This window comes from Rhizobium sp. FY34 (assembly GCF_005222845.1).
In the GTDB taxonomy this organism is placed as follows: domain Bacteria; phylum Pseudomonadota; class Alphaproteobacteria; order Rhizobiales; family Rhizobiaceae; genus Neorhizobium.
In genome coordinates this window covers 1-12,155 of sequence record NZ_STFZ01000006.1, presented here as the reverse complement: position 1 = coordinate 12,155, position 12,155 = coordinate 1, and the positions used below count along the sequence as shown (strand labels likewise).

The following is a 12,155-nucleotide window of genomic DNA, read 5'->3' as shown; positions in this document are numbered from 1 at the left end:
TTCGAAAAATCAGTGAAGGTTCGGCTGGGCGCCCTGGCCCTTTTCATCGATCACATAGCCGCGCCGGAAACGATCCAACCGGAAAGCGCGCGCCGTCTCATGCGGCTCATCACGGGCAATCAGATGGGCAAAGCAATAGCCGGAGGCAGGCGTTGCCTTGAAGCCGCCGTAGCACCAGCCGGAATTCAGATAGAGATTGTCGAGATGCACCCGGTCGATGATCGGCGATCCATCCATCGACATGTCCATAATGCCGCCCCAGGACCTGAGAACCCGAATGCGCGACAGCGCCGGGATCATCGCCTTGCCGGCCTCCGTCACATGTTCGACGGTCGCAAGATTGCCGCGCTGGGCATAGGAATTATAGCCGTCAATATCACCGCCGAACACGAGCCCGCCCTTGTCCGATTGCGAGACGTAGAAATGGCCGGCACCGAAGGTCACGACGCCATCGATAAAGGGCTTTAAACCCTCCGAAACAAAGGCCTGCAAGACATGGCTTTCCATCGGCAGCTTCAGATCGGCCATCTGCGCCACACGCGAGGAATTGCCGGCGGCTGCCAGCGCAAGCTTGCCGCAACCGATAAAGCCGCGCGTGGTCTCGACACCGACCGCTTTGCCGCCTTCACGGCGAATGCCGGTCACTTCGCAATTCTGGATAATATCGACGCCATGGGCATCGGCACCTCGGGCGTAACCCCAGGCCACCGCATCATGGCGCACCGTGCCGCCGCGTCTTTGCAACAACCCGCCCTGGATCGGGAAACGGGCATTGTCGTAATCGAAGAAGGGCAGCATGGAACGCACGGCGGCGCGGTCAAGCAGGTCCGCATCCACACCATGCAGGCGCATGGCATTGCCGCGCCGCGTATAGGCATCGCGCTGCGCATCGGAATGAAAGAGATTGAGCACGCCGCGCTGCGAAACCATGGCGTTGAAATTGAAATCCTGCTCCAGCCCTTCCCAGAGCTTCATCGAAAACTCGTAGAAAGGATTGTTGCCGGGCAGCAGATAGTTGGAACGGATGATCGTCGTATTGCGCCCGACATTGCCCGAGCCGAGATAGCCCTTTTCCAGAACGGCAATGTTGCGGATACCAAAGGTCTTCGACAGGTAATAGGCGGTTGCCAGTCCATGACCGCCACCGCCGACAATGATGACATCGTAATGCGGCTTCGGTTCCGGCTGGCGCCAGTGAGCTGCCCAGTTGCGGTTGCCGAAAAGACCATTGAGGAAGATCGAAAGTGCCGAATATCGCATCCGCGTCCGCCAGGTTTCAGGGATTGGCCTTGAAGCTAGGCGAGTGATCGGCAGTTGAATTGCAAAATAGAGACTTTTTAGTATAGAAAAAAGACATGCGTGATGATGTCTCCTCCTCGACGCAGCGCTATGGCTTCGCGCTGGTTCAGAACTTCGCCCTGATGTCCTATGCTTCGGCAACCGAACCGCTGCGCGCTGCAAACCTGATTGCCCAGACTGCCCTCTATGAAACCGTGCCGCTCTCCATCAGCGGCAAGGCCATTGCCTCCTCCTCCGGCTTGGCCATTCCCTGCCAGGACATCGCGCTTGTTGGGGGCCATTGCCACACGATTTTTGTCGTGGCCGGCGGCAATCCGGACGACTGGACCAAGGCGGCAGACCTGCATCCGATGCTGCGTCGGCTGGCGCGGCAGGGCGTGCGCATCGGCGGCATTTCCAGCGGCTCCTATCTGCTCGCGCAGGCAGGCCTGCTGGACGGGCGCGACTTCACCATCCACTGGGAACATGCGCCGGCTATGCGCGAGGCCTTTCCGCATCTGTTGCCCCGCCAGGCGCGCTATGTGCTGGATGGCGATCGCCTGACCTGCGGCGGCGGTGTCGCCCCTCTCGACATGATGCATGCGCTGATTGAGTCGCGGCTGGGTTCGGCCTTTGCCCGGCGCGTCAGCGATTGGTATTTGCACACCGCCGTGGCGGAACCAACGGCACCGCAGCGTGCCTCGTCGACTGAGCGCTTCGGAACCCATCATCCGGGCCTGATCACTATTCTGGAGACCATGGAAACGACGATCGAGCAACCGCTTGACCGGAGGGCCATGGCACGTCTGGTGGGGATGAGCCCACGCCATCTTGACCGGCTGTTTGCAGCAAAGCTCGGCATCAGCTTTCATGACAGTTACCACCGCATCCGGCTGGAACATGCCCGCCGGCTGCTGGAACAAAGCCCGCTCTCCCTGTCCGAACTGGCCTTCGCCACAGGCTTTTCCAGCGCCTCGCATTTTTCGCGGGCCTTCAAAGACCATTTTGGGCTGACGCCAAAATCCGCTAGAGCAATGCGGCGGGCGACATAGACGAAAGCCGCCGCGTGGACAGCAAAGAGGACCAATGGCCAAGACCCCGAAACCAATATCAGCATCCGGCAAGACGCCGCTGGGACAGGACCCGCATGCGGTCCGCGAGCCGCGCGCCAACAATCTGGAGCTGGCGATCGGCCATGAGGTACGCACCTATCGCAAGAAGCTCGGCATCACCGTTGCCGATATGGCGGTGGCAACCGGCATGTCCGTCGGCATGCTGTCCAAGATCGAAAACGGCAATATCTCGCCATCGCTCACAACGCTGCAGGCGCTGTCCAAGGCGCTGGGCGTGCCTCTCACCGCCTTCTTTCGCGGCTTTGAAGAACCGCGCAGCGCAAGCTTCGTGAAGGCCGGAGAGGGCGTCAACCTGGAGCGACGCGGCACCCGTGCCGGCCATCATTACAGCCTGCTCGGTCATATCGAGAACAACACATCCGGCGTCATCGTCGAGCCCTATCTCATCACGCTGAACGCCTCCTCGGATATCTTTCCGACCTTCCAGCACGAGGGCATGGAGTTTCTCTATATGCTGGAGGGCGAAGTGGTCTACCGGCACGGCGATAGCCTCTACCGGATGGAGGAAGGCGACAGCCTGTTCTTCGATGCCGATGCGCCGCATGGCCCGGAAGAACTGGTGAAGCTTCCGGCCCGCTACCTGTCGATCATCTCCTATCCGCAGCGGCAATAGTTGCCTTAAAAGAAAAATTTATTCTCAAGGATTGATTTCTCTCCGAGGCGCTGTTAGGCCTGTCTTCATCGAGAAATGGAGATCGCGGCCATGTGCGGCATTGTTGGTTTGTTCCTCAAGGACAAGACACTGGAACCCCGGCTCGGGGACCTGCTTTCGGATATGCTGATCATCATGACCGACCGGGGCCCGGATTCGGCGGGGATTGCGATCTATGGCGGGGCAGCCGGCGGCAAGGCGAAAGTCACCATCCAATCGGCCAATCCGGGCACGGATTTCGTCGGCCTGGCCGATGATCTGGAGAAAGCCGGCATTGCGGCCTCCGTTGTCGTGAAAAGCACCCATGCCGTCATTTCCATCGACGCGGCTCAACTGCCGGATATCCGCGCCGCGCTGTCGTCCATCCGCCCCAACACCCGCATCATGGGTTCGGGCGAAAGCGTCGAGATTTTCAAGGAGATCGGCCTGCCGAAGGATGTGGTAGCCCGCTTCGACGTGCGCGCCATGGGCGGCACACATGGCATTGGCCATACCCGCATGGCCACCGAAAGCGCTGTGACCACGCTGGGTGCCCATCCCTTTTCCACTGGCGCCGACCAGTGCCTGGTGCACAATGGCTCGCTGTCCAACCACAACAACCTGCGCCGCGAACTGGTGCGCGAAGGCATGACGTTCGAGACGCAGAACGACAGTGAAGTCGCCGCCGCCTATCTGACGGCCGAAATGGCCAAGGGCAAGGATCTGGGCCAGGCGCTCACCGGTGCGCTGGATGATCTCGACGGTTTCTTCACCTTTGTCGTCGGCACCAAGTCAGGCTTCGGCGTGGTGCGTGATCCCATCGCCTGCAAGCCGGCCGTCATGGCCGAGACCGACCAATATGTCGCCTTTGGTTCGGAATACCGCGCGCTGGTCAACCTGCCGGGTATCGAGACGGCGCGCGTCTGGGAGCCGGAGCCGGCAACCGTCTATTTCTGGGATCACGACAAGGCCGCCTGATCCTTCCCGCCGTCTGCCATCCGAGCCGCTGTAGTTTTCCCGAGAAAGTCCGACCATGCCCGTCTTCGATCTGTCTCAAACGCCTTTGCGCGAACTGAATAGCGCCCTGCACACGCTCGGCGCCGGCGCCAATGATACCGAATTCGAGGTCATCAATCCGCGCGGCCATCATGCGGTGGCCGTCGGCATCGATGCGCCCGTCACCGTCGAGATCAAGGGTTCAGTCGGCTATTACTGCGCCGGCATGAACGATGGCGGCACGGTAACCGTGCATGGTTCGGCAGGGCCGGGCGTTGCCGAAAACATGATGTCCGGCACGGTCGTCATCGAAGGCGATGCCTCGCAATATGCCGGCGCCACGGGTCGTGGTGGCCTCCTCGTCATCAAGGGCAATGCCGCCTCACGCTGCGGCATTTCGATGAAGGGTATCGATATCGTCGTGCAGGGCTCGATTGGCCATATGTCGGCCTTCATGGGCCAGTCCGGCCATCTCGTCGTCTGCGGCGATGCCGGCGAAGCGCTCGGCGATAGCCTTTATGAGGCAAAGCTCTTCGTGCGCGGCACGGTGAAAAGCCTTGGCGCCGATTGCATTGAAAAGCAGATGAAGCCCAAGCATCTGGCAAAGCTTGCCGAACTGCTGGAGCAGGCCGGCATCACCGATGTGAAGCCGGAAGAGTTCAAGCGCTACGGTTCTGCCCGCAAGCTCTACAATTTCAATATCGATAACGCTGACGCGTACTGAGGCGAGGAAAAGCCATGAGCTATCACAACCCGTTCACCCCGCCGCGCAAGTCCGCCACCTTCGATGACTATACGCTGGCCGAAATCCGTCGCGCCGCAGCCACCGGCATCTATGACATCCGTGGCGCCGGCACCAAGCGCAAGGTGCCGCATTTCGATGACCTTCTGTTTCTTGGCGCCTCCATCTCACGCTATCCGCTCGAAGGCTACCGCGAGAAATGCGACACATCCGTGGTGCTCGGCACGCGCTTTGCCAAGAAGCCCATCCATCTCAAGACTCCAATCACCATTGCCGGCATGTCGTTTGGCGCGCTGTCCGGCAATGCCAAGGAAGCGCTCGGTCGTGGTGCCACACTTGCCGGCACGTCCACCACCACCGGCGATGGCGGCATGACCGACGAGGAACGCGGCCATTCACAGACACTGGTCTACCAGTATCTACCATCGCGTTACGGCATGAACCCCAAGGATCTGCGCCGGGCCGATGCCATCGAAGTAGTTGTCGGCCAAGGCGCCAAGCCCGGCGGCGGCGGCATGCTGCTTGGCCAGAAGATTTCCGATCGCGTTGCTCATATGCGCAACCTGCCCAAGGGCATAGACCAGCGCTCTGCCTGCCGCCATCCGGACTGGACAGGCCCCGATGATCTGGAGATCAAGATCCTGGAACTTAGGGAAATCACCGACTGGGAAAAGCCGATCTACATCAAGGTCGGCGGTGCACGCCCCTATTATGACACGGCCCTTGCCGTGAAGGCCGGCGCCGATGTCGTGGTGCTGGATGGCATGCAGGGCGGCACGGCGGCAACCCAGGATGTGTTCATCGAAAATGTCGGCATGCCGACGCTTGCCTGCATTCGCCCCGCCGTCCAGGCGCTGCAGGATCTGGGCATGCACCGCAAGGTTCAGCTGATCGTTTCGGGCGGCATCCGCTCCGGCGCCGATGTGGCCAAAGCCTTGGCACTCGGTGCCGATGCGGTTGCCATCGGCACGGCGGCACTGGTTGCCATCGGCGACAATGATCCGAAATGGGAAGAGGAATACCAGAAGCTCGGCACCACCGCCGGCGCCTATGACGACTGGCACGAGGGCAAGGATCCGGCTGGCATCACCACGCAGGATCCCGAGCTTGCCGCCCGTCTCGATCCGGTGGCTGCCGGTCGCAGGCTTGCCAATTATCTAAAGGTCATGACGCTGGAAGCCCAGACGATTGCGCGGGCCTGCGGCAAGAACAAGCTGACCAATCTTGAGCCGGAAGATCTCTGCGCGCTCACCATGGAAGCCGCTGCCATGGCCCAGATCCCACTGGCCGGCACCAGCTGGTATCCCGGCAAAGGCAGTTTTTAAATCACGAATGGCCGCATCCGGCTCCCACGGATGCGGCCATTTTCAATTCCAACATGTGTCTCAATCCATAAAAACAGGGGAACGACGTGACACAGGACCTTTCGAGCTTCGCTGCAGAGCGCGGCATCAAATATTTCATGATCAGCTACACGGATCTGTTCGGTGCCCAGCGCGCCAAGCTGGTGCCGACCGAAGCGATCGCCGACATGCAGAAGGATGGTGCGGGTTTTGCGGGTTTTGCCACCTGGCTGGATCTGACGCCGGCCCATCCCGACCTCTTTGCCATTCCTGATCCCTCCTCCGTCATCCAGCTGCCATGGAAGAAGGATGTCGCCTGGGTCGCTGCCGATTGCGTCATGGAAGACAAGCCGGTCGAACAAGCACCACGCGTTGTGCTGAAACGGCTTGTGGCGGAAGCCGCGGCCATGGGTCTGCGGGTCAAGACCGGCGTCGAGCCGGAATTTTTCCTGATTTCTGCCGATGGCGAGAAGATTTCCGACGAATTCGATAATGCCGAAAAGCCCTGCTACGACCAGCAAGCGCTGATGCGCCGTTACGATGTGATTGCCGAAATCTGCGACTACATGCTGGAGCTTGGCTGGAAACCATACCAGAACGACCATGAAGACGCGAATGGCCAGTTCGAGATGAACTGGGAGTATGACGACGCGCTGAAGACAGCCGACAAGCATTCCTTCTTCAAGTTCATGGTGAAATCCGTGGCCGAAAAGCACGGACTTCGCGCCACTTTCATGCCAAAGCCCTTCAAGGGCCTGACCGGCAATGGCTGCCACGCGCATATCTCGGTCTGGGACAATGACGGCAAGATCAATGCCTTTGCCGACAAGGCCATGCCATTTGGTCTGTCAGCCAAGGGCAAGACATTTCTCGGTGGCATCATGAAACATGCCTCGGCACTCGCTGCCGTCACCAACCCGACGGTCAATTCCTACAAGCGCATCAATGCACCACGCACGATTTCCGGCGCTACCTGGGCTCCGAATACCGTGACATGGACCGGCAATAACCGCACCCATATGGTGCGCGTGCCGGGGCCCGGTCGTTTCGAACTCCGCCTGCCGGATGGCGCTGTGAACCCCTACCTCTTGCAGGCCATCATCATTGCTGCCGGCCTGAGTGGCCTGAAAAGCGATGCCGATCCGGGTCCGCACTACGATATCGACATGTATCGCGATGGGCATCTGGTGAAGGACGCACCAAAACTGCCCCTCAATCTGCTGGACGCGCTGCGCGCCTATGAGGAAGACAAGGGCCTGCAGGCAGCGCTTGGCACGGAATTTTCCGCAGCCTATCTCAAGCTGAAGCATGGCGAGTGGAACACCTACTGCTCGCAGTTCACTGCTTGGGAACACCAGACGACGCTCGATATCTGAGCAGTCGAAGCACTCTGCACCACCATCCGCGAGAGGCCCCGGCGAAAGCCGGGACCTGTTTTGTCATGCTTATTTTGAAGGACAAGCGCTTATGAACCTTGTGCTGACCGTTTCCTGCCCCACCGCGCGCGGCATTGTCGCGGCCATTTCCGGCTATCTGGCACAACAGGGCTGCAACATCATCGATTCCTCGCAGTTCGATGACCTCACCACGAAACAATTCTTCATGCGGGTGTCCTTTCTTTCCGAGGAAGGCGTAAGTGCTGCTGATCTCGAAAAAGGCTTTATCGCTGTGGCTGACCGTTTCGCCATGGTCTGGAACCTGCATGACGCCGAAAAGCGCGAAAAAGTGCTGTTGATGGTGTCGCGTTTCGGCCACTGCCTGAACGATCTCCTCTATCGCTGGAAGATCGGTGCCTTGCCGATCGATATCGTCGGCGTTGTCTCCAACCATTTCGATTACCAGAAGGTCATCGTCAATCACGACATCCCCTTCCACCACATCAAGGTAACGAAGGACAACAAGCCGGAAGCCGAGGCCCGGCTCCTGGACCTCGTCGAGCAGACGGGAACCGAACTCATTGTACTCGCCCGCTACATGCAGGTTCTGTCTGATCCGCTCTGCCAGAAAATGTCGGGCAAGATCATCAACATCCACCATTCCTTCCTGCCGAGCTTCAAGGGCGCCAACCCCTATAAACAGGCCTATGAGCGCGGTGTGAAACTGATTGGCGCCACGGCCCATTACGTGACTGCGGATCTGGATGAAGGCCCGATCATCGAACAGGATACGGTGCGCGTCACCCATGCGCAGTCGCCGGAAGACTATGTGTCCATGGGCCGCGATGTGGAAGCGCAGGTGCTGGCGCGTGCCGTCCACGCCCATATCCACCACCGCACCTTCATCAACGGCAACCGCACGATCGTCTTTCCGCCAAGCCCCGGCAGCTATGCATCCGAGCGGATGGGATGAAAAGCTACGGGCCGCCGCACACGTGCTCGTGGCGGCGGCAATCCTGAAGACGAAAAAACAGACCGGGAAGCACTTCCGATCAACGGCTTGGCTTAAATCTGCGGATCACAGGGGCAGCAATCTGCACCGCCACGATGGTCATAGCACCGATGACGATCCCGAGTACGGCCTGTGCTGCGGATGTCGCAATCCAGTGCAAGATACCGGACACATGGGTAGAGGCCGAGGCGACACCGGTTGCCAGCGCTTCGATCAGATGCTCGGGACCATGGTAGCCGATCTCAGCCATCCCATGCACTAGAATGCTTCCCCCCACCCAAAGCATGGCAGCGGTGCCAACCATGGCAAGAACCTTCAGGAAGACCGGAACACCAACCACCAGACCCTTACCGACCAGCTTCAGGATGCCGAGCGACGAACGGGCAAGGGCAAGGCCCACGTCGTCGGCCTTCACGATCAGGGCGACGACACCGTAAACCGCAATTGTGATCAGGATGCCGACAGATGCCAGGACTGCTGCCTGCGTGTAGATATTGGACAAGGCGACATTGGCGAGCGTCAAAGCCATGATCTCAGCCGAGAGGATGAAATCGGTCCTGATAGCGCCCGACACTTTCTGGTTCTCCAGGGCAACCGGATCGACCGAGCCCGAGACAGTTGCTTCATGTTCATGGGCGCCATGCGGCATCACGACTTCATAAAGCTTCTCTGCCCCTTCGTAGCAAAGATACAGACCACCAAGCATCAGAAGCGGCGTGATTGACCACGGCGCGAAATATCCGAGAAAAAGTCCCGCCGGCAGCAAAAACAGCAGCTTGTTTTTCAGCGATCCAAGCGCAATCTTGCCGATGATTGGCAGTTCCCGCGCAGGAGAAAGGCCAACCACATATCTCGGCGTGACGGCAGCGTCGTCGATGACCACGCCGGCGGCCTTCGCACCTGCCTTGGCAGTCTGCGCGGCGACATCTTCCAGCGAGGCGGCGGCAAGCTTGGCGATCGCTGCGACGTCATCGAGAAGTGCGAGAAGTCCGGTGGCCATGTGTTTCCCAATCTTTTCGGTCAGCGAATTTATGATACCAAGTGTCCGCTCGATCTTATCAACGGCGGACACAGTTCAGTCTGCGAGGTCATCCCACAATCACATGCGGAACATAGCGGGAGAGATTTGCCGTAATCGGCGATCTGTCCTCCCGAACGCCAAGTCCGCAAGCTTTATCCCCGACGATCCAGCTTCCCAACACGGCATAGCCGGCATCACTTTTAAACAGCGGAGCATGAGCCTGGATCACGAAACCTTCAGCGCCATAATCGCCTGGCGCCGACACAACTTCCTGCCCGGCGCGAAACAGCCGGACATTCTCCCCTTCGCGCGACAAGAGTGGCTTGATGACATAGTCGCTGAGATCGGCTGCCGCCGGATCATCGGCAAAAAAACTTGGCAGCAGATTGGGGTGGCCCGGATAACGCTGCCACAGCAGCGGCAACAGGCCTTTGTTCGACAACACTGCCTTCCAGGCTGGCTCGACGAAAACAGTACTCTGTTCGCGGAGCTGGGCCGCATAGGTTTCCTGAAACATGAACTCCCAGGGGTAGAGCTTGAAGCAGCGTTCGATGACGCGATTCTGCAGATCCGTATATTGCCCCCTGGCGTCGATGCCAATTTCGCGCATATCGAGAAACTGCACGCGATGGCCGGCCTGGACAGCACAATCCATCAGATAAACGGTGGTGCCCTGGTCTTCCGGGCTGTCGCTAATCGCTGCAAAATGGAAGATCCGGTCGCGCGAGAACTGACCGAACGCCTCGACCAGGCTTTCCTGCACGGAATTGAACTGATCCGTATCTGGGGCAAGATTGCCCGCTGCCATCTGGTCTGTCAGCCAATTGAACTGAAAATAGGCCGTCTCGAACACGGAGGTCGGTGTATCGGCATTGTACTCCAAAAGTTTCGCCGGCCCGTTTCCGTCATAGGCGAGGTCAAAGCGGCCATAGAGATGGCGATCATGCCGTTCCCAAGAACGGCGCACAATATCCTGGATTTCGCCAGAGATGGCCAGTCGATCGAGTGCCTCTTCGCTTCTGACAATGTCCCCGACGAGGTCAAGGCACATTTCGTGCAATTCCTGGCTCGGCCCCTCGATCTCATCCTCGACTTCCGCAAGTTCGAAGCAATAGGCAGCATCATCAACCCAATAGGGCTCGCCATACATTTCGTGAAAACTGAAGCCAACCGCATTGGCCTTCTCACGCCAATCCCGGCGCGGTGGTATGGAAATCCGCCGCATGTCACCCACCCGAGAAGAAGCGGCCACCAAAGCCACCTCGGCTTGCCGCATGTGTTTTCGCATTGAATGGCTTCATGCTCGTCGGCCCCGGCGCTTGCGTCAAACGTCCCGCGCCGGGCTTCTCCACAACCGGCGTGACCATCTCTACTTTCCGATTGTAGTAGATCGTCGTCGCGCCATTATAGGCACCTTCTTCCTCTTCTTCCTTCCGCCGGAACGTGAAGTAATCGTTGAGGTCCTTGATCCCGGACGACAGGACAAAGCCAGCCAATATCGGGATGAACACAGACTGGCCATCCAGATTGTTTGGCACCGTCATTCCACCCTGCTCAACACATTTGTAGAGGCCATAATCCATTTCGCATGCCGCCATGTTCGAAAATCGCGGCGCCGTTGCGAGATGAGCCTGCTTTGCATCCTCGGCCGCCGCCCCACAGACTTGCGGATCAATTTCTCCGGCTATGCACTGCTGGGCCGAAGCGAAGACCAAGGCCTCGTCCCTCGTGTAGAAGCTAAGCACAACGGCCGTCGCTGCGATCGTGCCGAATGCAAGGTCCGGAAAAGATCCGATCAGACGTCTGCGCATATCCGAACCTCAATAGGTCATGCAGGCGGCATTGAGGATGCCGATCACAACGGCAATCCCACCACCCCATAGGCCGGCCGCGACGTTGCCGTCGGTGATTTTCGAATGCAGATCCTTCATCGTGAAATTGGCGATGTAAAATGCCAGAATCTGGATCACGATGCCAATCACCGCCCAGACCACGTAGTCCACGAGGCTCACCGAATGGGCTGCGGCTGACGCAAGCGGCAAGCTGAAACCAATCAGCGCGCCAAGGAAAGCGACGATCGCGGCCAGGTTACCCTCCCGGATCAATTGGGCTTCCTTTTGCGGTGTCATGTGTGTGTAGAGTGCAGCAAAAGCCGCATAGCAGCCGAGACCAATGATAAAATAGGAAAGAAAGGCAGGCAAACCCGCCATGTAATTTGTCATTTAAAAAACCTCGTTGCAAACGCTGCAGCCGATGCATGGACTTGCCCCGGAAAAGGGGAGAGGCGATATCCGGTCATCGTGCCAATTATTTGAACTGTGCTGATTCACACAGTTAAGCGCCGAGTGCCGCCAGATAGGATTGTAAAAGGCATCCATGCGCTCTGCAATGGTTGTCTCTGTCTGGCATCGTGTTTGACAGGATGTTCTCCACCCCAACTCTGATTTCCACATCGTCAAGAAGGGTTGAATCCTTACACTGTCAACGAGCGGTCAATTCTGGAAGAGCTTATGGGCCGTTCTGATCAATCCGGCGCCCAGAAACGCAAAAATCCCGCAGCGTATTATGCTACGGGATCGGAGGGATTTTTGGTTGCGGGGGCAGGATTTGAACCTGCGGCCTT

General features: G+C 58.8%; 12 protein-coding genes. 7 read left to right on the top strand and 5 right to left on the bottom strand.

Annotation, left to right across the window (positions count from 1 at the left end):
- Positions 1–9: 9 nt before the first annotated feature.
- Positions 10–1,260, bottom strand: coding sequence for a sarcosine oxidase subunit beta family protein (locus E8M77_RS03350; protein WP_137129210.1), 1,251 nt, complete (start codon positions 1,258–1,260; stop codon positions 10–12).
- A gap of 95 nt (positions 1,261–1,355) precedes the next feature.
- Here E8M77_RS03350 and E8M77_RS03345 point away from each other — a divergent pair, with 95 nt between their 5' ends.
- The 7 genes from E8M77_RS03345 to purU all read left to right on the top strand — a co-directional run bounded on the left by E8M77_RS03345 (position 1,356) and on the right by purU (position 8,472).
- Complete coding sequence (locus E8M77_RS03345) at positions 1,356–2,330, top strand: GlxA family transcriptional regulator (RefSeq protein ID WP_137129209.1); 975 nt, start codon at positions 1,356–1,358, stop codon at positions 2,328–2,330.
- A 34-nt stretch (positions 2,331–2,364) separates the two neighbouring features.
- The gene (locus E8M77_RS03340) at positions 2,365–3,024 is read left to right on the top strand and encodes an XRE family transcriptional regulator (protein ID WP_137129208.1); all 660 of its coding nucleotides are present in this window, start codon (positions 2,365–2,367) and stop codon (positions 3,022–3,024) included.
- 90 nt (positions 3,025–3,114) lie between these two features.
- On the top strand, positions 3,115–4,020 hold the full coding sequence (locus tag E8M77_RS03335; protein ID WP_137129207.1) for a glutamine amidotransferase family protein: 906 nt from the start codon (positions 3,115–3,117) through the stop codon (positions 4,018–4,020).
- A gap of 55 nt (positions 4,021–4,075) precedes the next feature.
- Entirely contained in the window at positions 4,076–4,762 is a 687-nt protein-coding gene (locus E8M77_RS03330; RefSeq protein ID WP_137129206.1) for a GXGXG domain-containing protein, read from the top strand.
- 14 nt (positions 4,763–4,776) lie between these two features.
- Positions 4,777–6,105 carry an FMN-binding glutamate synthase family protein gene (locus E8M77_RS03325; RefSeq protein WP_137129205.1) on the top strand — a complete coding sequence of 443 codons (1,329 nt, stop codon included), beginning with the start codon at positions 4,777–4,779 and terminating at the stop codon, positions 6,103–6,105.
- An 86-nt stretch (positions 6,106–6,191) separates the two neighbouring features.
- Positions 6,192–7,499 (top strand): type III glutamate--ammonia ligase, encoded by a 1,308-nt coding sequence (glnT, locus tag E8M77_RS03320; protein WP_137129204.1) that lies wholly within the window; start codon positions 6,192–6,194, stop codon positions 7,497–7,499.
- 91 nt (positions 7,500–7,590) lie between these two features.
- Positions 7,591–8,472, top strand: coding sequence for a formyltetrahydrofolate deformylase (purU, locus tag E8M77_RS03315; RefSeq protein WP_137129203.1), 882 nt, complete (start codon positions 7,591–7,593; stop codon positions 8,470–8,472).
- A 79-nt stretch (positions 8,473–8,551) separates the two neighbouring features.
- Here the strand turns inward: purU and E8M77_RS03310 are convergent, their stop codons facing one another.
- From E8M77_RS03310 to E8M77_RS03295, 4 genes are all read right to left on the bottom strand, one after another.
- Positions 8,552–9,511, bottom strand: a complete 960-nt coding sequence (locus tag E8M77_RS03310; protein WP_137129202.1) for a DUF808 domain-containing protein — start codon at positions 9,509–9,511, stop codon at positions 8,552–8,554.
- An 88-nt stretch (positions 9,512–9,599) separates the two neighbouring features.
- Positions 9,600–10,757, bottom strand: a complete 1,158-nt coding sequence (locus E8M77_RS03305) for a glutathionylspermidine synthase family protein (RefSeq protein WP_137129484.1) — start codon at positions 10,755–10,757, stop codon at positions 9,600–9,602.
- 1 nt (position 10,758) lies between these two features.
- Complete coding sequence (locus tag E8M77_RS03300) at positions 10,759–11,343, bottom strand: DUF1190 domain-containing protein (protein WP_137129201.1); 585 nt, start codon at positions 11,341–11,343, stop codon at positions 10,759–10,761.
- A gap of 9 nt (positions 11,344–11,352) precedes the next feature.
- Positions 11,353–11,754 carry a DUF350 domain-containing protein gene (locus tag E8M77_RS03295; protein ID WP_137129200.1) on the bottom strand — a complete coding sequence of 134 codons (402 nt, stop codon included), beginning with the start codon at positions 11,752–11,754 and terminating at the stop codon, positions 11,353–11,355.
- Positions 11,755–12,155 lie beyond the last annotated feature (401 nt).

What these genes read in the sequence shown, in the direction of transcription:
- E8M77_RS03350 (WP_137129210.1), bottom strand. Translation starts at nt 1,260, where the DNA reads ATGCGATATTCGGCACTTTCGATCTTCCTCAATGGTCTTTTCGGCAAC.
- E8M77_RS03345 (WP_137129209.1), top strand. Translation starts at nt 1,356, where the DNA reads ATGCGTGATGATGTCTCCTCCTCGACGCAGCGCTATGGCTTCGCGCTG.
- E8M77_RS03340 (WP_137129208.1), top strand. Translation starts at nt 2,365, where the DNA reads ATGGCCAAGACCCCGAAACCAATATCAGCATCCGGCAAGACGCCGCTG.
- E8M77_RS03335 (WP_137129207.1), top strand. Translation starts at nt 3,115, where the DNA reads ATGTGCGGCATTGTTGGTTTGTTCCTCAAGGACAAGACACTGGAACCC.
- E8M77_RS03330 (WP_137129206.1), top strand. Translation starts at nt 4,076, where the DNA reads ATGCCCGTCTTCGATCTGTCTCAAACGCCTTTGCGCGAACTGAATAGC.
- E8M77_RS03325 (WP_137129205.1), top strand. Translation starts at nt 4,777, where the DNA reads ATGAGCTATCACAACCCGTTCACCCCGCCGCGCAAGTCCGCCACCTTC.
- purU (WP_137129203.1), top strand. Translation starts at nt 7,591, where the DNA reads ATGAACCTTGTGCTGACCGTTTCCTGCCCCACCGCGCGCGGCATTGTC.
- E8M77_RS03310 (WP_137129202.1), bottom strand. Translation starts at nt 9,511, where the DNA reads ATGGCCACCGGACTTCTCGCACTTCTCGATGACGTCGCAGCGATCGCC.
- E8M77_RS03305 (WP_137129484.1), bottom strand. Translation starts at nt 10,757, where the DNA reads ATGCGGCGGATTTCCATACCACCGCGCCGGGATTGGCGTGAGAAGGCC.
- E8M77_RS03300 (WP_137129201.1), bottom strand. Translation starts at nt 11,343, where the DNA reads ATGCGCAGACGTCTGATCGGATCTTTTCCGGACCTTGCATTCGGCACG.
- E8M77_RS03295 (WP_137129200.1), bottom strand. Translation starts at nt 11,754, where the DNA reads ATGACAAATTACATGGCGGGTTTGCCTGCCTTTCTTTCCTATTTTATC.